The sequence below is a fragment of the Campylobacter gracilis genome (assembly GCF_018374135.1).
GTDB lineage: Bacteria > Campylobacterota > Campylobacteria > Campylobacterales > Campylobacteraceae > Campylobacter_B > Campylobacter_B gracilis_A.
In genome coordinates this window covers 59,681-80,995 of the sequence record NZ_JAHAFS010000003.1, presented here as the reverse complement: position 1 = coordinate 80,995, position 21,315 = coordinate 59,681, and the positions used below count along the sequence as shown (strand labels likewise).

General features: G+C 47.1%; 18 protein-coding genes and 1 tRNA gene. 14 read left to right on the top strand and 5 right to left on the bottom strand.

The features are described from left to right. The first annotated feature begins 106 nt into the window (after nt 1-106). The 8 genes from putP (at nt 107) to KH703_RS02235 (ending at nt 12,243) form a co-directional block, all read left to right on the top strand. Complete coding sequence (putP, locus tag KH703_RS02270; RefSeq protein ID WP_304293759.1) at nt 107-1,615, top strand: sodium/proline symporter PutP; 1,509 nt, start codon at nt 107-109, stop codon at nt 1,613-1,615. Next, nucleotides 1,608-2,921: a DUF2130 domain-containing protein gene (locus KH703_RS02265; RefSeq protein ID WP_304293758.1), complete on the top strand. Its 1,314-nt coding sequence runs from the start codon at nt 1,608-1,610 to the stop codon at nt 2,919-2,921. The genes putP and KH703_RS02265 overlap by 8 nt, the downstream gene beginning before the upstream one ends. 1,011 nt (nt 2,922-3,932) lie before the next feature. Beyond that, nucleotides 3,933-4,379, top strand: coding sequence for a YccF domain-containing protein (locus KH703_RS02260; RefSeq protein WP_304293756.1), 447 nt, complete (start codon nt 3,933-3,935; stop codon nt 4,377-4,379). 132 nt (nt 4,380-4,511) lie between these two features. Beyond that, a tRNA-Ile gene (locus KH703_RS02255) sits at nt 4,512-4,588 on the top strand. Between the two features lie 250 nt (nt 4,589-4,838). Further along, on the top strand, nt 4,839-6,149 hold the full coding sequence (locus KH703_RS02250) for a dicarboxylate/amino acid:cation symporter (RefSeq protein WP_304293755.1): 1,311 nt from the start codon (nt 4,839-4,841) through the stop codon (nt 6,147-6,149). A 29-nt stretch (nt 6,150-6,178) separates the two neighbouring features. Then, complete coding sequence (locus tag KH703_RS02245) at nt 6,179-6,859, top strand: aspartate/glutamate racemase family protein (RefSeq protein WP_304293753.1); 681 nt, start codon at nt 6,179-6,181, stop codon at nt 6,857-6,859. A gap of 321 nt (nt 6,860-7,180) precedes the next feature. After that, on the top strand, nt 7,181-11,326 hold the full coding sequence (gene dnaE, locus KH703_RS02240; protein WP_304293751.1) for a DNA polymerase III subunit alpha: 4,146 nt from the start codon (nt 7,181-7,183) through the stop codon (nt 11,324-11,326). A 728-nt stretch (nt 11,327-12,054) separates the two neighbouring features. Further along, nucleotides 12,055-12,243 (top strand): hypothetical protein, encoded by a 189-nt coding sequence (locus KH703_RS02235; protein ID WP_304293750.1) that lies wholly within the window; start codon nt 12,055-12,057, stop codon nt 12,241-12,243. Between the two features lie 494 nt (nt 12,244-12,737). Here KH703_RS02235 and hisG read toward each other — a convergent pair whose 3' ends face one another. Genes hisG through KH703_RS02210 form a run of 5 tightly spaced genes read right to left on the bottom strand, consistent with a single transcriptional unit; the run spans nt 12,738 to nt 15,839 of the window. After that, a complete protein-coding gene (hisG, locus tag KH703_RS02230) occupies nt 12,738-13,349 on the bottom strand; it encodes an ATP phosphoribosyltransferase (RefSeq protein ID WP_304293749.1) in 612 nt (203 codons plus the stop codon). Further along, nucleotides 13,346-13,966: a type III pantothenate kinase gene (locus KH703_RS02225; RefSeq protein ID WP_304293748.1), complete on the bottom strand. Its 621-nt coding sequence runs from the start codon at nt 13,964-13,966 to the stop codon at nt 13,346-13,348. The genes hisG and KH703_RS02225 overlap by 4 nt, the downstream gene beginning before the upstream one ends. Continuing rightward, nucleotides 13,953-14,285, bottom strand: coding sequence for a hypothetical protein (locus KH703_RS02220; RefSeq protein WP_304293746.1), 333 nt, complete (start codon nt 14,283-14,285; stop codon nt 13,953-13,955). Before KH703_RS02220 ends, KH703_RS02225 begins: the two co-directional genes overlap by 14 nt. Beyond that, a complete protein-coding gene (locus KH703_RS02215; RefSeq protein ID WP_304293744.1) occupies nt 14,275-15,288 on the bottom strand; it encodes an L-seryl-tRNA selenium transferase in 1,014 nt (337 codons plus the stop codon). Before KH703_RS02215 ends, KH703_RS02220 begins: the two co-directional genes overlap by 11 nt. Next, a complete protein-coding gene (locus KH703_RS02210) occupies nt 15,288-15,839 on the bottom strand; it encodes a hypothetical protein (RefSeq protein ID WP_297963491.1) in 552 nt (183 codons plus the stop codon). The genes KH703_RS02215 and KH703_RS02210 overlap by 1 nt, the downstream gene beginning before the upstream one ends. A gap of 116 nt (nt 15,840-15,955) precedes the next feature. Between KH703_RS02210 and gatC the strand changes: the two genes are divergently transcribed. The 6 genes from gatC to KH703_RS02180 are packed head-to-tail and all read left to right on the top strand — an operon-like array spanning nt 15,956 to nt 21,222. Next, the gene (gene gatC, locus KH703_RS02205; protein ID WP_304293741.1) at nt 15,956-16,243 is read left to right on the top strand and encodes an Asp-tRNA(Asn)/Glu-tRNA(Gln) amidotransferase subunit GatC; all 288 of its coding nucleotides are present in this window, start codon (nt 15,956-15,958) and stop codon (nt 16,241-16,243) included. 10 nt (nt 16,244-16,253) lie between these two features. After that, on the top strand, nt 16,254-17,336 hold the full coding sequence (locus KH703_RS02200) for a type IV pilus twitching motility protein PilT (RefSeq protein WP_005871218.1): 1,083 nt from the start codon (nt 16,254-16,256) through the stop codon (nt 17,334-17,336). Beyond that, nucleotides 17,336-18,013 carry a CvpA family protein gene (locus KH703_RS02195; RefSeq protein WP_304293739.1) on the top strand — a complete coding sequence of 226 codons (678 nt, stop codon included), beginning with the start codon at nt 17,336-17,338 and terminating at the stop codon, nt 18,011-18,013. Before KH703_RS02200 ends, KH703_RS02195 begins: the two co-directional genes overlap by 1 nt. Then, nucleotides 18,010-18,477: a Fur family transcriptional regulator gene (locus KH703_RS02190; protein ID WP_005871221.1), complete on the top strand. Its 468-nt coding sequence runs from the start codon at nt 18,010-18,012 to the stop codon at nt 18,475-18,477. The genes KH703_RS02195 and KH703_RS02190 overlap by 4 nt, the downstream gene beginning before the upstream one ends. A 1-nt stretch (nt 18,478) precedes the next feature. Next, nucleotides 18,479-19,972, top strand: a complete 1,494-nt coding sequence (gene lysS, locus KH703_RS02185; RefSeq protein WP_304293737.1) for a lysine--tRNA ligase — start codon at nt 18,479-18,481, stop codon at nt 19,970-19,972. Nucleotides 19,973-19,974: 2 nt separating this feature from the next. Further along, nucleotides 19,975-21,222 carry a serine hydroxymethyltransferase gene (locus KH703_RS02180; protein ID WP_304293735.1) on the top strand — a complete coding sequence of 416 codons (1,248 nt, stop codon included), beginning with the start codon at nt 19,975-19,977 and terminating at the stop codon, nt 21,220-21,222. Nucleotides 21,223-21,315 lie beyond the last annotated feature (93 nt).

The window sequence follows — 21,315 nt, the reverse complement described above, 5'->3', positions numbered from 1 at the left end:
ATTTAAACGGCAAGAATACTAAAATTTCGTTAAAATCTGGCTAAATTCCGAAAGTAAAATTTTATTTGAAATAGAGTAAAATTAACTTTTTTAAAAGGAGGCAACGATGAGCTTTTGGACCTATTGCGCAATCGCGATATATTTCGGCGCGCTTATTTTTATAGGTAGGTATTATTATGACAAGAATGCGAGCTTAAGCGAGTATCTGCTCGATAATCGCCGCCTGGGTCCATTCGTGACGGCACTTAGCGCGGGCGCTAGCGATATGAGCGGCTGGATGCTTTTGGGAGTGCCGGGTGCGATGTTCGCGACGGGAATTTGTAATATTTGGATCGCCCTAGGACTTTGCGTGGGCGCGTGGTGCAACTACAAATTTCTTGCAAAAAGGCTTAGAATTTACACCGAGGTAGCAAGCGACAGCGTCACGATCCCGGATTTTTTAGAAAACCGCTTTAAAGACCGCACCAAGACGCTTCGCATCATCTCGGGGCTTTTGATCATCATATTTTTTACGCTCTATGTTAGCAGCGGCATCATCGCGGGCGGCAAGACATTTGAGAGCTTTTTCGGGCTAAGCTTTACCTACGGCGCGATCGCTACGATCTTAATCGTAGTGTTTTATACCTTTTTCGGCGGATTTAAGGCCGTCGCGATCACCGATGCGTTTCAAGGGGCGCTGATGTTTGCGGTGCTTATTTTGATCCCTCTGTTTTCTTACCGCGCGCTGCAGATCCCTGCGGACAGCTCCTTTTTTGCGCAGGTGCGGCTATACGGCGCGAGCCACCTCGATCTATTTTATAATCAAAGCTTCTTAGGCGTTTTGGGTCTGCTTGCTTGGGGGCTCGGATACTTCGGGCAGCCGCATATCATCGTGCGCTTTATGGCGATTAGAAGCTCGCGCGAGCTTGATAGCGCGCGCCGCATCGGAATTTCGTGGATGGTGCTAGGGCTAGTAGGCGCGATGCTTAGCGGTCTGATCGGCTTTGTCTATTTTTCGCAAAAAGGTCTTAGCATAGACGATCCCGAAAAAATTTTCCTTGAGCTCGGTAAAATTTTCTTTCATCCATTCATCCTGGGCGTGATAATATCTGCGGTGCTGGCGGCGATTATGAGCACTATTTCAAGCCAGCTTTTGGTAAGCGCGAGCGCGGTTACGAAGGATTTTATCTTCGCGTTTTATAAAAAAGAGGTGAGCGAGCGCACGCAGACGCTAAGCAGCCGCATCGCCGTCGTAATCATCGCCGCGGTTGCCACGATCTTGGCATTCGGCTCAAACGATACGGTGCTAAACGTCGTCGGAAACGCTTGGGCGGGATTTGGCGCGAGCTTTGGAGCGGTGCTTCTTTTCAGCCTGTATTCTAAAAAAATGAGCGCGCTCGCGGCTTTAGTGGGTATGCTCGTAGGCGGTATCACGGTCATTTGCTGGATCTTATCGGGGCTTTCGGCGATCGTTTACGAGCTGCTGCCGGGCTTTTGCTTTTCGGCGCTTGCGATACTGCTCGTAAATCGCTACAACTCCGTGCTCGATAAGATGGCGGATGAGCCCAATGCCGCGCAAATTTCGCAGGAATTTGAAAAGATGAAAGAGCAAAGTTTAAGGGGCAAAGATGGCTAACGTAAAGTGCCCGCACTGCGGCTCTCAGATTGATATAGACGAGGCGCTGCAACGCGATATCAAGGCTAAATTTGAAGATGAAATTTTGCAGCAGAAGCGAAAGTGGCAACAGCAGCAAAACGAAGCTACGCTTAAATTTGAAGCCGAGATCGCCGCTAAGCGCGAGGAGTACGCGAAGCATCTGGCGCAGCTGCAAGCGAAGGAAAACGCCTTCGAGCAGCGCGTAAAAGCGGCGACCGATTCTGCGCTAAATAGCGAGCGGGAGAAAATTTTAGCGCTTGCGAAATCTCAGATCGAGAGCGAAAACGCGGCGAAATTTGAAATTTTACAAAAGGAGCTGCAAGAAAAATCGCAAAGAATTTCCGAGTTAAATTTAATAAAGGCCGAAATGGAGGCGCAAAAGCGTAAATTTAGCGAGCTTGAAGCCGAGAATAAAGCTAAATCCGAGATCGAGCTAACCAACCGCGTGAATCAGGAGCGCGAGCGGCTTTCGAAGCAAATTTCGCAGGAAAACGAGCTGAAATTCCGCCAAAAAGATGAGCAGATCCAAAGCCTAATCGGCCAAATAAACGAGCTTAAGCGCCGCTCGGAGGTGGGCTCGCAGCAGCTTCAGGGCGAGGTGCAGGAACTCGCGCTACAGGAGTATCTGCGGCTAAATTTTCCTTTGGACGAGATAGATGAGGTCAAAAAGGGCGCGCGCGGCGCAGACTGCGTGCAGATGGTGCATACGAGGGAGTTTGCTGGCTGCGGTAAAATTTTATACGAGAGCAAGCGCACGAAAAGCTTCGAGCCCAAATGGATCGACAAACTCAAAGACGATATGATAGGCGAGGGCGCGCAGATCGGCGTTATCGTCACCGAGCAGATGCCGCCTCACAGCCCTAGGCTGCACCAAGCGCCGAGCGATGCTAGCATCTGGATCTGTTCGTTTGAGGAATTTAAGGGGCTTTGCGCCGTCTTGCGCGAACATGTAGTGGCGCTTGCGTTTGCCAAAAGATCGGGTCAAAATCAAGATAGCAAAACGGCGATGCTCTACGACTATCTGACCTCGCCCGAGTTTGCCAACCAGATAAAGACGATCGTCTCGGCATTCGTCGGCATGCAAGAGAGCCTAAATAAGGAGCGCAACGCGATGGAGCGCATCTGGAAACAGCGCGAAAAACAGATCGCACGTGCGCGAGACGGCGCGATCGCGATGCACGCAAGCATCAGAAGCATCGCCGGAAGCGGCGTAGCGCAGCTGGAGGACGTCGATGAAATTTTAAGCCTTGAAGCGATTGCGGCGGATGGCGAAGCGGAGGATTAGGCTAGCATCGGCTCAGATCGGCTTGGCTCTGCGCACCACGAAGCTAGAATGCATAGTAGCATAACGCCAGGCTTCGAGACGGCATGAGATTAAAATTTTGTAAAATAATGTAGTATCCGTCTACGGTAGAGTGGCATTAGAAGTTTGCAAAGTAGCGCGACGCTAGGCTTTTGAAATTTTGCAGCGTGATAATTTTTGCGAAGCAACGTATCGCAGAATTTTAAGAGCGCGAGTATAAAAATCCGCTAGTAATGTGCTGCGAGATTTTGCGCGCACGGATTTGCCAAGCTTTGAGACTTAGCGAGCGATACAATCCCGCTTTTCAAGCGTGAAATTTTGCCGTTTTTGAATACGGTGTCGCCGCACCGATTTTAGTTAAACTTTGTGCCGTAGGGTTTTTTGGAATTTACTACAAGCCCTTCGCTAAAGTTCGTTGTAGGGTTTTCGTTAAAATTTATGCTGCGAAACTTCGCGCCAAATTTGAAGGCAAGGCCTTCGCATCAAAGCTCGCGTCAAAATCCATATCAAAATCTGCGGCAGAATTTTAAAATTTCGCTTTACCGCGCCGTGAAAATTCTAAAATTTTGGTTCGCAAATTTCATAAAATTTATAAAATTTTTCAAAATTCTATCGTCAAAATAAATTTTAAATTTTGCAAACCCCCTTGCCATAGCTATTTGCAGGGTAAAATTTTATCGCGCAAAAGCGCTTGTTGCCAATCGTTACTCCCCCCTATAGTTCCGCAGTCGTTTTACGTACGGGAGTTTTGCACGCACAAGGCTCGTTTTGCACGCCATAGCCGCAGGCGTGGGCGCGTTGCGCTAAAGGGGGGTGCGCCTTAGTATCTCTTAGTGTTTCGACACGTTTTTAGCGCCTTGCTGCGCCATAGCGCTTCGGCGCGTCTTTTCGCGCGAGTTGCCGCCAAATGCTTTGCAAAACGGATGAGAGGCTGTGTGAGCCGCTCGAGGCAGGTGGTTCGCTTGATTTGCATAATTTATAAAGAGGTAAAATATGCGTATCTTAGGTAACATTATTTGGTTTTTTATGGCTGGTTGGATCCTTGCTATCTTGACCTATTTGTCGGGTTTGATCCTGACCGTTTTAGTCGTGACCGCTCCCGTGGGGTTAGGTCTTATGGAATACGGCAAATTCTTATTTTTGCCTTTTACACACGATATGGTGCGTAAAAAGAATAATCCATCCGGCGGAACTCTGCGTAAGAGCTATCATGCTTACGCGACTATCGTTAAGGTCGTTTATATCCTGCTTTTCGGTATTTGGCTATATATCGTAGGACTTGTTGCTGTTATTGCCCAGTTCGTCACTATCATCGGAATTCCAGGCGCTATCGTGATTGCTAAATCTTTACATACAATCTTTAATCCTGTGGATAAGATCTGCATTCGTCGCAATAAGGAACTGGACGTAGAATTACCATGGAAAAATTTATATGGGTAAGCGTTTTATAGCAAGGCGCCGAAATTTAGCCACGATTTGAGTGAGTCTAAGTTCCATAAAATTACGCGGTTAGAATTTTAACGCCGTTTTAAGATTATTTTTGTAAAATCACATTTCTTTTTCACCGCTGGCGGGCTCATAGCTCAGTTGGTTAGAGCATCCGGCTCATAACCGGATGGTCCTAGGTTCAAGTCCTAGTGAGCCCACCACCACAAAATTTTTAGCTTTTCACAGCATCAAAATCCGCAAAATTCTATAAATTTCATGCGTCGTTTTTCCTTTGAAATTCTGCTTCATAACTTCAAAAGACAAAGCCTGTCGCATAATTTCAGCTTTAAAATGCAGTTAAGCTTGTGATCGAATTTTCAAATTTAACTTTCATTTGGCGACTGATTAAATTTTATTTTATGGCAAGTTGCGGTAGAATTCCGTTAAAATTCTTAGTGCAGGGAGATGTCCATGTCAGAAAAACAAACGAAAAAAGGCGGAATTTTAGCTTTTTATTTTAACTCAAGCTTGCTTTGGCGCATCATTATCGCTTTAGTGTTGGGCTCTGCGATCGGTATGTTGCTACCTAAAAATATGCCGGTGGGCGATACCACGTGGGTGGCGATTTTAACGCCTTTGGGAGATCTTTTTGTGAGACTTTTAAAGATGATCATGGTGCCGATCATTATCTGTTCGCTCATCGTAGGCACGAGCAGCATCTCGCCCGCGCACCTTGGCAAAGTAGGCGTTAAGGCGATCATATTTTACGCTATAACGACGCTTTTTGCGATCATCATCGGCCTAGCGTGTGCGTTTATATTTTCTCCAGGTAGCGGGCTTGATCTAAGCGATGCGTCCAAGGCCGTCGAGAAGGCAGCAAACGCGCCTAGTATGAGTAAAATTTTGCTTAATATAATTCCTACGAATCCTTTTGATTCCATAGCCAAGGGCGAAATTTTGCCGATTATCGCGTTTTGCTTATTTTTCGGCGTGGGGCTTGCGTTTTGCCGCGACAGTAGCGACGCGCGTATCAAAAGCTCTGCCGATACGGTTTATAATTTTTTTGATGGAATGAGCGAGATTATGTTTAAGGTCGTGCACTGGGTGATGCAATACGCACCAATCGGTGTTTTTGCGCTAATGTTTGTAGTGTTTAATAAAAGCGGCATCGAGGCTTTTAGCTCGCTACTAAACGTCACGATTACCCTATACGTGGGACTTGCGATCCAAGTATTTGCAGTTTATTGCGTTATTTGTATGCTTATCGGAGTTAGCCCGATTAAATTCCTTAAAAAAGTGCGCCCGCCGATGCTTACGGCTTTTGTTACCCGTAGCTCCAACGGCACGCTTCCGATTACGATGCAAACCGCCGAAGATATGGGAATTCCAAAGGCAATCTACGGCTTTGTTTTACCCGTGGGCGCTACGGTGAATATGAACGGCACGACCGTGTATTTGGGCGTGTGCACACTCTTTATCGCTAATGCTTGCGGTATCGATCTAAATAGCAGCCACTACCTCACGATCATTATCACTTCGATGCTTGCGGCGATCGGAACTGCCGGAGTTCCGGGAGCTGGTGCGCTGATGCTGCTTTTGGTGCTCGAGTCTATCGGCGTCAAGGTAAGCGGTAACGTAGCGATCGCTTACGGAATGATTTTAGGCATTGATGCGATTTTGGATATGGGGAGAACCTCGATGAACGTAACGGGCGATGTTGTGGCGTCGATCTACGTCGCAAAGAGCGAAAACGAAATGGATATGAGTAAGTGGGAGGATTAACCCAAAATAAAATTTAGAAAGGACGAGCTATGAAAAGAGTTGGGATTATCGGCGGAATGGGACCTTTGGCAAGTGCGGATCTGTATATGAAGATTATAGAAGAGACTGCTGCGGGCAGCGATCAAGAAAATATTCCGCTTGTAATTGATAGCTATCCGCAGATTGAAGATCGCACGGCATTTATCTTAGGCAAAGGTGAAAATCCGCTTCCGCGCCTAAGCGAGAGTGCCGTTAGGCTCAAAAATGCAGGCTGCAAGGCATTTGCGATGGCGTGTAACACGGCGCATTTTTTTGCAGACGATGTAGAATCTGCGGCGGAAATCCCGCTAATTCATATCGCCGAGGTTACTGTAAAAGCGATCCGTAAAAATTATCCAAACGCTCATAAAATCGCCGTGCTAGCCACTATCGGTACAAAAAAAGCTAAAATTTACGACGATCCGCTCAAAGAAGCGGGGCTAATCAGCGTGGATCTCGGCGAAGAAAATCAAGCGGTTTTGATGGATTGCATCTACAAAGGTGTTAAGGCGGGCAAGACTGCCGAATACGTGGGGGCTTTTGAGAATTTGCTAGGCAAAATCGATGCTGATATTTATGTCGTTGCCTGCACCGAGCTGCCGCTATTTTTGCCATTAATCAAAAGCGATAAAATTTTCGTTGATCCTACTAGAGAGCTTGCCAAAGCGATCGTGGAATTCTCAAGATCGTAGAGCTGTAAGGCTTTGCAAGCAGAATTTTAAACCGCAAAATTTTACGATGATTTAAGTCGTAGAATTTTGCGGAATTGCGTTGGCTCAAAATTTTATGTAAGCGGAATTTATATGATAGCAAAATTTCATCACAGCATTCTCAGCTTAAAATTTTGCTAAAATTTAATCCGCAAAACCCAGAATGTAAAACCTCCGAAGTAAAATTCCGTAACAAAATTTACTCGTAAAATTTCACGCTGAAATTTAAGCTAAAATTCCATTAAATTTGACCGTTTCTAAAGCCCGAATTTACTATAATCTCCAAATCAAAAAAGGATCAAAATGAGCGACTACACCCACCTGCACCTTCACACCGAGTATTCGTTGCTAGACGGCGCGAATAAAATAAGCGAGCTCGCCGAGCTTTTGCAGAGCCGCGGCACCAAGGCGTGCGCGATCACCGACCACGGCAATATGTTCGGCGCGATAGACTTTTATCAGACGATGAAAAAGCACGGCATCAAGCCGATCATCGGCATCGAGACCTATCTGCACAACCACGAGGATATCGGCGATAAAAGCGACCGTCAGCGCTACCACTTGATACTGCTTGCCAAAAACGAGACGGGCTATAAAAATTTAATGTATCTTAGCTCGCGCGCATTTCTGGACGGTTTCTACTACTATCCGAGGATTAACAAAAAAATTTTAAAAGAGCACAGCGAGGGGCTCATCTGCTCCTCGGCATGCCTGGCGGGCGAGGTGGAATTTCATCTAAATAGAAGCGAGCGAAATTTAAAGCGCGGCGCGGGCGGCTACGAAGCGGCGAAAAAAGCGGCGCTTGAGTATAAGGAAATTTTCGGCGAGGATTTTTATCTCGAGATCATGCGCCACGGCATCGGCGAGCAATTAAACGTCGATAAGGACCTCATCCGCCTCTCGCGCGAAATCGGCGTCAAGATCATCGCCACCAACGACGCTCACTACTCGCGCAAGGATCGCGCCAAGGCTCATGACGTCTATCAGTGCATCTCGATGGGCAAGACGATCAACGACGGCGACCGCCTAAAACACGTCGTTTCGGAATTTTACGTAAAAAGCGATGAGGAGATGAGGCGGCTTTTTGCGGATATCCCCGAAGTGATCGAAAATACCGCCGAGATCGTGCAAAAGTGCAATCTGAAATTTGCCTTCGACGAGAAGGACTATGCGCCGACGCCGCCGAATTTTAAATTTACGATCGAATACGCCGCTAGGCTCGGGCTTTCGCTGCCCCAGCCCGATGAGCGCTATAGCTTTGCAAACGATGATTTTTTATTCGATCATCTGTGCCGCGAGGGGCTTAAAGAGCGCCTTAAATTTATCGATCCACAGAAACACGAAATTTATCGCGAGCGCCTGGAAAAGGAGCTTGCCATCATCAAAAACATGCATTTTTCGGGCTATATGGTCATCGTGCAGGATTTCATCAACTGGGCGAAGGATCACGACATCCCGGTTGGCCCAGGTCGCGGCTCTGCGGCGGGCAGCATCTGTGCGTATGCGCTTCGCATTACCGACCTCGATCCGATCCCGTATAATCTGCTTTTCGAGCGATTTTTAAATCCATCGCGTATCTCGATGCCCGACATCGACGTGGATTTTTGCCAGGCACGCAGAGGCGAGGTGATCGACTACGTCATCGATCAGTACGGCAAATTTAACGTCGCGCAGGTTGCGACATTCGGTAAGCTACTCGCGCGCGGCGTCATCCGCGATGTGGCTCGCGTCTGCGATATGCCGCTTTCGCAGGCCGATAAGATGGCGAAGCTGATCCCCGATAAACTCGGCATCACGCTTACGCAGGCTTACGACACCGAGCCGAAGCTGAAAGAATTTATCGACGCAGATCCGATCGCACAGCAGGTTTGGGAGTTTGCGCTGGGCCTTGAAGGGCTAAATCGCAACGCAGGTATGCATGCCGCGGGAGTGGTGATCTCAAACGAGCCGCTGTGGAACAAAGCGCCGCTATTTAAGCAGGATAAGGGCGAGGATGCGCGCCTAGTAACGCAATACACCAAAAACTATCTTGAGGACGTCGATCTGATAAAATTTGACTTCCTCGGTCTAAAAAACCTCGATGTGATCGATAACGCCATCAAGCTCGTCAAGCGCCGCTATAATCGCGACATAGTTTGGGAGGAGATAGACTTTAACGATCCACGCACTTACAAAACCATTCAAAGCGGCAACACGCTGGGGATTTTTCAAATCGAGGGCGCGGGCATGCAGGATCTGGCGATGAACCTGCGCCCGGACCGCTTCGAGGATATCATCGCGATGATCTCGCTCTACCGCCCGGGACCGATGGATCTAATACCTGATTTTATCAGGATCAAACATGGCGAGCTAAAAGCTAGTTATATTTTTCCGCAGATAAAAGAAATTTTAGAGCCAACATACGGCATCATCGTCTATCAAGAGCAGGTTATGCAGATCGTGCAGAAGGTGGGCGGCTTTAGCTTGGGCGATGCCGATCTGGTGCGCCGCGCGATGGGTAAAAAGGATGAGAAGAAGCTTGCTCACATGCGCGAGCAGTATCTAAGCGGCGCCAAAGAGCTGGGCTTTGACGTAGCTAAGGCGGATGAGTTATTTGATCTGATTATGAAATTTGCCTCCTACGGCTTTAACAAATCCCACGCCGCGGCGTATTCGATGATCACCTTTCAAACGGCCTATCTTAAGACCTACTATCCAGCGGAGTTTATGGCGGCGCTGCTTACTTCGGAGGAGGGCAATACCGATAAAATTTCAAAATATATCGACGAGGCTAGCCGCCTAGGTATCGGGCTTTTGCCGCCGTCGATCAATCAAAGCTTAAGAGGCTTTAGCGTCGTGGACGACGAAAATTCCAAATCGGGCACCTCGATCATCTACGGTCTCGGCGCGATCAAGGGCGTGGGCGGTGCCGCGATCGAGAATATCTTAGAGCTTCAAAGCGAGGCTAAATTTCAAAGCATCGACGATTTTGCTTCGCGCGTGGATAATTTCCGCGTCAATAAAAAGGTCATCGAGTCGCTGATCTACGCAGGCGCGATGGATTGTCTGGGCAAGAGCCGCCTAGCGATGATTCAAAATATGGAAAATATCCTAGACGTGATGAAAAAGATCACCGAGATTAAAAAGGACGCCGCTAGCTCGCTTTTTGGCGAGGATGAGGATATGACGAGCGGCATGAGCGTAAGCTTCGTCGATACCGACAAGGAATTTCCGCAGGGCGAAATTTTAAAATTTGAGCAGCAGACCGTGGGCGTGTATCTCTCGGGGCATCCGCTGGATGATTATAAAGAGGAGATGGAAGGCATCGACTATACGCTATCCTCGGCGTTTAGCGAGATCGACGGCGATAGCGCCGAGGTGCTTAGCGTGGGGCGGATCGAGGATCTGTCCACGCGCATGACGAAGACGGGCAAAAAAATGGGGATTTTAAACGTGCTTGATCTGCACGGCAGCTTCGAGCTAGCGGTGTTCGATAACGCACTAAAGGTGATCGAAAACTTAAGCCCGCAGGAGCGGGAGCGCCCGTACGCCTTTATGATCAAAATTTCAAAAAGCGCGGTCGGCGGCGCGGCGTATCAGCTGTCGTTTCTTTCGATGATGAGCCTGCAAAACGCTCGAGATGCGAGCTTCCGTCCGCGCGCGGGAGTATTTTTGAGCGAGAATCCACTCAAAGCCTACGCCGCGCAGCTTGGAGCGATTACACATACTAAATCGAACGAATTCGACGAACTGGTGGGCGACGAGGACGCAAGCGTTAAAATTTTGTGCGTCGGTAAGATCGAAAACGTCCACACCCGCACGACTAAATCGGGCAAGCAGATGGCAAATCTTACGGTGCTTGATCTTGCGGGCAGCTTCGAGATGAGCGCGTTCGGTGATATTTGCGATGCGGTCACTGCGCTAACGGATGCGCAGCTGGAGCGCCCGATGGCGTTTTTGGCACGACTTAGCAAAAATACGAGTCCTTACGGCGGGAAATTTCAAATTTATCTGGATGAAATTTTAACCCTAGATGCCGCGCAGAATATCGACGGCTACGTACCTAGCAAGGTGCGAGGCTTCGGTGGTAAGGAGCGTGAGGGCTTTAGCGGCAGCAATTTCGGCTCCAGCAGAAACTTTGGTGGCGAACGAGGTGGCAGCTTTGGCGGAGGAAATTTCGCGGAGCGAAGGGGCGGGTTTACTGCGGAGGATCCCGCCCTTAAGGCGCGCAAAGAGCGCGAGGTACAGCGCAAAAACGCGCGGGATTTCGAGTTTGAGCTAAGCTTAGGCGAGCTTAGCCGCGAGAAAATTTATAAAATTTACCATCTCGCATTTTGCGACACGGCGCTGAAAAACACTAAGCGGCTGATCCTTAGAATCCGCAACGGCAGCGAAGTGCTCGTTTATCCGACCGAATACATCGTGAGCGATAATTTCACCGAAAAGGTACGCGAAATCATCGCGGCGTAGGCACCGCAAAGCTCTTTCATCGCGCGCTAGGTAGGTTAAAATTTTATTCTTGCTTGTTGCGCCGCACGCAAGCGATCTAAGCGCGCAGAGAGCCTAGGCTTTGGCGCGGCTGTGATAAGAGACGACAAATATTTTCGACTCAAAGCTTGCCGTGCGTAAAATTTACAGCGTTACGCATAAGGATCGTAATCATGCAGATCGTCTGTGATATCTAAATTTATTGCGTTTATTGTGGCGGAATTTTATTGTGCTCTCAATTTACAAAAATATAGACTGCCTCTGCTTCATTGTAGCGATAAAAGTTCATGGCTCGCCGCTTGAGTTGCCGCAATAACAGCTCGCCATACCTCGACAGAGTTGAATTATATTGTCGCGCTAGCCTACCTTCGGTACAATAAATGGCGCGGACACTTTGAAATTTCTAGCTAAATTTTTGCGAAGTTTTACTTTGGCGAATCTCCACGCAGCTTTAAAATTTTAAACTTTAGTGGATTTGAAATTTTAGGTATAGCTTTACTACGTAAAATTTTATCGCGGTAAAATTTCGCCGAGCAAATTTAGTAAAGCATGTAAAAATAAACCCAAGATACGCAGAAAAAATCTGAAACAAAGCTAGCGAGCAAACGATGCCCGAAAAAATCAAGCTAGCGCGGACTGGGCTCGAGCCGGGCGCCGGGATGCAACCTGCCTTAAATCCAAAATTTATCAAAATTGTTAAACGGCTGTATTTGAAATTTTTTGCGCTGTATATATTGCTCGCGCCAAGTGTATTTATCCTGCTCGAAAATATAGGTGATAATGCTGCTTGTGCGGGCTTTGTAAGCCTTATGAAGCAGTTTTTCAAATGTCGCCATGGCAGAGATTGGCTTATGCGCAGGATTTGCGGAGCTTTACTTAGCTGCGATGTGGGCGGCTAGCATCTTAATTTTGGTGCTAAGCTGCTTCCTATGCTTAAAGGGTAGTGCCGATTAAATTTTGCACGATTTTTAGCGGCGAAATTTTGCGAGTTGAAATTCCGAAATTTTGCCATTTCCAAACTGCGGGAATTTGAGCTCAAATTTAGAGTTCGCGAGAATTTTAAATTTTACGGCGTGAAATTGTGAAGCGGGATTTTAGAATTCTGAAATTCTGCGCCGTGGAGGTTTAGAATTTCGCGAGCTGCAAATTTAGGGCTAAATTTTAAAATTTATAGCGATAGAATTTTAAATTTCGCGCTACACGGCTCGGCAAAGCATCTCCGCCTCTTTATAAATCAAATTCGCAGGATTTCTAAATTTAAGCGGTGCGGTTAGCGCCGTAATTTTATACGCAGCAGTGGTTTTTTAAACGACAGCGCGCCAAGGCGACGATGATTACTCGCGTAAAATACGCCGCGCCGGCCGCAGGCACCGTGCGGCGGGCAAGCGAGCATTTACGCGATCGTGCGGGCTAGTTTATCTCGCAGGTTTAAAATTTCATCGCGTTTTAGTACGAAGCTGTTTTTGTTGGCGATGAGGTGCGCGGAGCTTTGCATTATGGTTTCTGCGGGTTGCAGCCCGTTTTGCTTCATCGTAGCGCCGGTCTCCACGACATCGACGATAGCATCGGCAAGCCCTATGAGCGGGGCTAGCTCGATCGAGCCATAGAGTTTGATGATATTTACGGCGACTGCCTTGGAGGCGAAGTACTCGCGAGTAATGTTAGGCATTTTTGTAGCGATTTTTAGGCTCGGAGCGCCGTAGTTTAGCTGGGTGCCCGCATGCACGCCCACGCAGACGCGACATTTTCCGATTTTAAGATCAAGCAGCGTAAGTACGTCCGGGCGATGCTCCTCAAGCACGTCAAGCCCCACTACGCCGATATCCGCCGCGCCTCCCATAACGTAAGTAGGGATATCTTGGTTGCGGACGTAGAGGAATTTAAAATCGCCCTCTTGCATTATGAGTTTGCGATCCTCGAAAGCAAAATCAAGCCCGAAAATGGTTTTGAAAATTTTAAGCGTATCGTCGGCTATACGGCCTTTGGGAAGCGCTATGGCTATCATGCGAGCCCCTTTTTTGCGATCAAGCTCACCATCGATTTAAAGATCAGATCCTTTTCATAGATCGAGTTGCGAAAATACCGCATCAGATAGGCTCCGTCACCGCCAGTGAAGTAAATTTTATTATTGCCCGCGATGTTTTCGATCGCAAGCACGATCGGCTTTAAAATCCCGTAGTTTACGGCGTTTACGGTCTTTTGCGGTAGCGGGTCCAGATCGATATTGGTTGAAAGCGTTACGTCCAGCACGGGTGCAATGCTCGCGAACGACTTTAAAAGCGTGCTAATGCCCGGCATTATAAATCCGCCTAGGTGCGAGCTTTTAAACATCAAATCCACGGTGATCGCGCTGCCCGCATCGACGACGACGCCGGTGTTTATGGCCGAGCACGCCGCTATGCGGTCGATCCCAAGCCCGCGGTAGGCGGTTTTTAGCTCAAAGTGCGGCGCCAGATCGACAAACAGAGGGTTTTTCAGCTTTTTTTTCACGCTATCATTGACGTTAATGAAAAAAATTCGCTCCTTAGGCTCATACCGCATAAACTCCGCTACGGGCATACTTTGCGTTACGCCGCCTTTATAAAATTTAACCCTGGAATTTCCTATGTCACACAAAAGCATAGAGGCTAAATCCGTTTTCTTTTAAAAATTTCGCGCTTTTAGAGCACATTTGCGAGTTGTAAAACAGCACGCGCTTTTTCACGACCTTGCCTAGGCTTGCGCTAATGTCGTTTGCGAGCGAGAGCAGAAATTCCGCGTCGCGCATTACAAAGCGAGATTTTGCGTCGCGCATAAATAAAAGGACGTTGTAGCTTTTCAGATCCACGCCGAAATACGCGCCGTATGAGCGCGAGCGTGTGAAGCTAGCGATATCTAGCGTTTGGAATTTTTGAAGCAAAAGGTCTTCGCGAACGCAGAGTTTTGAAATTTTATCTAGCATCAAAATTTAAAATTTTATCGTCGTAGTAAAACGAGTTGCCTGCTATAAAGGACTTATCATCGAACTCGCCATTTAGCTCGTAGATCGCTTGTCCCTCTAAATTTTCATTTACACGGATGACGTAGCCGTTGCGCTCGATGATATACAAATAGCCGCCGCTAAGCAGTGCGCCGCTAAACTGCGCGAAGGTGAATTTGCGCGATTTGATCAAATTTAGTCCGCGATCGAGTAGCTCGACTCTGCCGTCTTTTAAGAAAAGATAAATTCTATCGCCACTAAAAATCACGTCTTTGATGTCTACGTTATGATTTTTATTGCCCGCAGGACTTACTAGCATTAGCCTAGTGGCAGTTACGGCATAAAGGTTATCGCCCTTGTTTTCTAAGGCGATAATGTTGTTAAAAAATGGCTGGTTACTCACGACGAAATCGCGTGCCGAGCGCCCACCTACGTTTTCTGCGATGCTGACTAGTCCATCTAGCGCAGGATAAGCGATAAGTTGGTTGATAAATAGCGGTGACGCTACGCGCGAATCGATTGCGAATGCATCGCCGACTTTATGATCGAGTACCACTGCGCCCGAGCTTAGCTTGATAAGCATGATCGAATCATCACTCATCACTAAAGCCAAATCATCGCCGTGTATATTTGCACTGAGCGCTTGTCTGCCGAGGGCTTTTTCAAATTTTACGGCGCCTGTGCCACTAACTACTTTAAGCGTGCCATTGATATCGGTTACGACGAAATTTCCGTCATATTCGCCTAAAAATTTCTCACTTTTTAAGACTTTGAAATTTTTCACCAACCCGTTTTTAGAGATGACTTCGCCGTCTTTTAGCGTCGCGCCATCTTTACTAACCGCTACGATTTCCGATGGCAGTGAGCCGTTAAATTTCATATCACCTGTGATGTTTTCGTCGCTAGGTTCGAAATACTGGCGCTTCGTCGAGCAGCCTAAAAATAAAAACGATAGTAAAAGCGTAAATATCAGCGTTTTTTTCATTATTTATTGCCTCCATAGTGTTTCAAAGCAAGTGCGATTTGACGAACTGGCGAGTTGAGCGGAATTTTATCTAGCTCTGCGTGAGCTTGCTCGATTTTGCCTTCTTTTAGCAGGTCGTAGCCTTTGAGCAAAGAATCGTAATCGGCGAGTAGCACCCCGCCTTGCTTGCCGTTTTGCAGATTTATTATCTCTTTTAGCATAACATCGATGCCTTGGGTATTTTCTAGCGCCGCTCGCTCGTCTGCAGAGCCGTTTTGCAAAATATAAAGAGCGTATAGATTTATATCTTTTTGCTTAAGCTCGGCTAGCTTAGTGTCGTCGCGCTTGTTAAGCAGCTCGTCATAGATCGCATTAGCACTTGCTATGCGGCGATCGCTTAGAAATTCATTTGCGTAATATCCGATAAAAGCTACGATCAAAACCGCAGCCAAAAATATCAGCGGCTTTTTGTATTTTTTTACGAAAATTTCACTTTTTATGACGCTTTCTAGAAACTGCTCTTCTGTGCCAATCTCTTTTTTCACGCCTTCGATGTCGTCTTTTAAAGCCAAAATTTAGTCCTTTATTTGAGAAAATCGGCGTAATTGTAGCATAAAAAATTTTAAATACCGCCTAAGATAAAGAATTTTTATGATATAATGTCGCATTTATCAGAAAAAGGAAAGTTATGATAATAGACGATACCTTGCTAAGCAAGCTGGAAAGGCTATCTGCTCTTAAAATTCCAGATGCTAAGCGAGAAGAATTTAAAGGGCAATTAAATAATATCGTAGATTTTGTAGAAATTCTAAATGAGCTGGATTTGCAAAGCGGCGAGGCGGCTATCACTACGCTGAAAGGCGGTACTCCGTTTCACAAAGATATTCCACGCAAAAGCGACGTCGCAGAAAGCGTCTTAAAGCATGCTCCACAGTCCGAAGGCGGCTACTTCGTAGTACCGAAAATCATAGATTGAAAGGAATTTTATGGAAGAAGTTCAAAGAAATTTAGTAGATATCGAAACCCTACTAAAAACCGTCGTTTTTAACAAAGCGAGCGACCTTCACTTAGTTTCGCGCTCGGCGCCTCAAATACGTATCGACGGAACATTGCGCCCGCTTGCCATGGATCCGCTTAAGGGCACGGATATAGAGTATATCTGCTACGCGCTCATTACCGATGCTCAAAAAAGTGCACTCGAGGAAAATAAAGAGCTCGACTTTGCGATCGAGCTTCCTAATATCGGACGCTTCCGTGGAAATTACTATTACACTATGAACGGCGATTTGGCTGCTGCATTTCGTATTATTCCTATCGATATTCCTAGTCTGGACGATTTAAAAGCCCCTACGATTTTTAAAGAGGTGGTCAAGCACGAAAAAGGTATGATTTTGGTTACCGGGCCTACTGGTAGCGGTAAATCAACTACTCTTGCCGCGATGCTAAACGAGATCAACGAAAAAGAGCGCAAACACATCATTACCGTCGAAGATCCGGTCGAGTTCGTCCATACCAATAAAAAAGCGCTTTTCTCTCACAGAAATATTGGCACTGATACCCATTCCTACGCTAATGCGTTAAAATTTGCCTTGCGTGAGGACCCGGATATTATCCTAGTTGGTGAGATGCGCGATAGAGAGACTATCTCGATCGCCATTACCGCTGCAGAGACCGGTCACTTGGTATTTGGTACACTACACACCAACTCCGCGATGCAAACGATCAACCGTATTATAGATAGCTTTGATGGCGGCGAGCAGCTCCAAGTGCGAAATATGCTCTCTGTATCGCTTACCGCAGTCATTTCGCAATCACTTTTGCCAAAGCTTGGCGGCGGACGTATCGCGATCCATGAAATTTTGCTCAATAACAATGCCGTAGCGAATCTAATCCGCGAAAACAAGGTGCATCAAATTTACTCTCAAATGCAGCTAAATCAGCAATCTACCGGTATGATAACTCAAACTCAAGCGATGGTTAAAGCGATCCGTGCAAATCAAATTTCAAAAGACACGGCGTTTAGGTACTCGACTAACCTGCAAGAGCTAATAGGCGTGGTGGGTGCTTGATGGAAGGTATTAATTGGTTCGACGTCGGCTGTTTGGTACTCGTAGTGCTCTTCGGATTACGTGGTATCACCAACGGCATCGTAAAAGAAATTTTTGGAATTTTGGGTCTCATCGGCGGTCTTTTTGCCGCGATGCGCTATAAAACTATGGCGGGCGAGTGGATTGCAGCAAAAATTCCAGCTTTACAGAATGCAAACGGCGTGCTTTCGGGCGATACGACGCAGGTTCTCATCGGCTTTATCGCTGTGCTTTTTGGCGTATGGATCTCGTGTCTGATTATAGGCGAAATCATTTCAAAATTCTTTAAATGGAGCGGACTCGGATTTGTCGATAAGATCGGCGGTTTCGTTTTTAGCGTAAGTAAAATTTTCTTAATTTTTGCCGTTATTGTTACGCTTGCAAGCGGTCCTATGTCGATGAATGAACAGACCAAAAAGTATTTTGAAAGCAGCAAAACTGCGCCGATTTTCTTAAAAATCGGAAATTGGATTTTAAATCTCAAAGACGATCCGAAGATCAAACAAAGCTTGGATTTTATCGGTTCTAAGATGGATGATAAGCTCTTAAAAGATCAAAATTCTACCACCCGTATGAACTCGGATCAAAATCAAAGCACTGAATCTAGCGATTTTAACGCCAGTTCAGAAGTAAATTCTACAGAAAGGACAAAATTATGAATGCAAAAATCGAAAATTTAGAGTTTGACGCTCTAATTGTTGAGTTTAAAAAGGCGCTTGCCGCTAGCGGTCTAAAATATACCAAGCAGCGCGAGGTTTTACTCCGCACGCTTTATAACAATAACAAACATTTCACGCCTGAGGCGCTTCACAACGAGATCAAAGCGAAATTTCCGGAGCTAAACGTAGGCATAGCGACCGTGTATCGTACCTTAAATTTGCTTGAAGATTCAGGCATGGCGACGTCGATCTCATTTGGCGCACAGGGCAAGAAATTCGAGCTTGCCAACAAGCCTCACCACGACCATCTCATCTGCAAAAGTTGCAACAAGATCATAGAATTTCAAGATGCCACTATTGAGCGAAAACAGCTTGCCGTCGCCAAAGAGCATGGATTTACGCTTACGGGGCACATGATGCAGCTGTATGGAATTTGCCCTGAATGCGCGGCAAAAAGGAAGTAGATTGTTTGATAGCCAGTTAGAAATCCAAAGGATAGACAAGGCGTCGGAACTTCGGAATTTAGGGGCTAATCCCTATCCACACTTTCTAAAAAAAGATATGAGCATAGCCGAGTTTAAAGAGAAATTCGGCTACATCAAAGATACCGAGGATAAAAAAGCGAGCGAGGAGGTAAGCCTTGCCGGAAGGTTAAAACTAAAGCGCGTCGCGGGTAAATCCACCTTCGCAAACATAGAAGATCAAAGCGGTAATATTCAAATTTATTACTCTCGCGACAGTATCGGCGAGGAGGATTACGCTAAATTTAAGAAAAATCTCGAAGTAGGCGATATAATTTTGGTGCGCGGATACGCTTTCGTCACCCAAACGGGCGAGTTTTCGATCCATGCTAGCAAAATAACGCTCGCGTCCAAAGCGATCTGCCCGCTTCCGGAGAAATTTCACGGCCTTGTCGATATCGAGATGCGCTACCGCCAAAGATATCTCGATATGATAATGAACCCGGAGATCCGCGAGGATTTTATCAAGCGCTCGATCATCGTTAGCGAGATCCGCAGCTTTTTTGAAAAACACGGATTTTTAGAGGTCGAAACGCCGATGATGCACCCAATCGCAGGCGGCGCGAACGCTAAGCCATTTATCACGCACCACAACGCCCTCGACGTCGATCGCTATCTGCGTATCGCGCCGGAGCTGTATCTTAAGCGCCTCGTCGTAGGCGGAATGGAGGCGGTCTTTGAGATCAATCGAAATTTCCGCAACGAGGGTATGGATCTGACACACAATCCAGAGTTTACCAGCATAGAATTCTACTGGGCGTGGCATGATTATAACGACGCGATGAACCTAACCGAGGAGCTATTTAAAGCGCTATTTAAGAGGCTCGGGCTGGGCGAAATTTTAATCTACGATGAGCGCGAGATCGATTTTTCAAAACCTTTTGCGCGCATAAAGTATCTCGACGCGCTTACGCAGATAGGCGGTATCGAGCCGCAGATCGTAAATGATCGCGAAAAGATCATCGCTAAACTCAAAGAGGATAGGTTTGAAGTCAATGAAAAGCTCGATCTAGGCCACCTACAGAGCGAACTTTTTGATAATTATGTAGAAGCTAAGCTCATAAATCCGACCTTCATCGTGGATTTTCCGATCTCGATCAGCCCGCTTTCGCGCAGAAGCGACGAAAATCCGCAGATAGCCGAGAGATTTGAGCTTTACATCGCAGGCAAGGAGCTAGCCAATGCTTTTAACGAGCTGAACGATCCGCTCGATCAATATGCCAGATTTAAGGCTCAAATCGACGCCAAAAATGCGGGCGACGACGAGGCTCACGAGATGGATGAGGATTACGTTCGCGCGCTTAGCTACGCGATGCCGCCGACTACCGGCTGGGGGCTTGGGATCGATCGTTTGGCGATGATTTTGCTGAATAAAAAATCGATCCGCGACGTGATTTTATTCCCTGCGATGAGGCCGCTAAATTTAGAGAAGGAGTGAACGTGTCAAATTTAGAAAAATTCGATAATGAAATTTTTAGTCTAACCAACAAAGAGCTTGCCCGCCAGTGCGATTATTTGGAGATGATCGCAAGCGAAAATTTTACCTATCCCGAGGTGATGGAGGCGATGGGCTCGGTGCTAACGAACAAATACGCCGAGGGCTATCCAGGCAAGCGCTACTACGGCGGCTGCGAGTTCGTAGATGAGATTGAGCAGATCGCGATTGATCGCTGCAAAAAGCTCTTCGGCTGTGAGTTTGCAAACGTCCAGCCAAACAGCGGCAGTCAAGCCAATCAAGGCGTCTATGCCGCGTTTTTGAAACCTGGCGAGAAAATTTTAGGCATGTCGCTTAGCCACGGCGGGCATTTGACGCACGGCGCGAAGGTCTCAAGCAGCGGAAAGATGTATGATAGCTTCGAATACGGCGTAGAGCTTGACGGTCGCATAAACTACGACAAGGTGCTTGAGATCGCTCAGATCGTAAAGCCAAAGATGATCGTTTGCGGCGCAAGCGCCTATACGCGCGAGATAGATTTTGCTAAATTTAGACAGATCGCAGATAGCGTGGGCGCGTTTCTTTTTGCCGACGTAGCGCATGTCGCTGGGCTCGTCGTCGCGGGCGAACATACTAATCCGTTTCCGCACTGCCACGTCGTAAGCTCGACCACGCACAAGACGCTTCGCGGTCCGCGCGGCGGCATCATAATGACCAACGACGAGGAATTCGCCAAAAAGATCAACTCGGCGATCTTTCCGGGTATCCAAGGCGGCCCGCTAATGCACGTCATTGCCGCTAAGGCGGTGGGCTTTAAACACAATCTAAGCCCCGAGTGGAAGGTCTATGCCAAGCAGGTCAAGGCAAACGCTAGAGTTTTGGGCGAGACGCTGGTTGCGCGCGGCTTTGATCTCGTTAGCGGCGGCACCGATAACCATCTGATTTTAATGAGCTTTTTAAATAGAGATTTTAGCGGCAAGGACGCTAGCGCCGCGCTTGAAAACGCAGGTATTACGACGAATAAAAATACCGTTCCGGGCGAGACTCGCAGTCCGTTCGTCACCAGCGGTATCCGCGTCGGCAGCCCCGCACTTACCGCGCGCGGCATGAAAGAGAAAGAATTTGAGTTTATCGGAAATAAAATCGCCGACGTGCTAAGCGACATCTCAAATTCCAAGCTTCAGGCGCAGGTTAAAGAGGAAGTGCGGGATTTGGCGCACCGCTTTATCATCTACGACCGCGCGATGTATTAAATTTAATAAATTCGGGTAAGCTTACCCGAATTATTTATTTCGTAAATTTTGCGTGGTAAAATTTACAAAGTAAATAATAATCTTAGGAGAGAG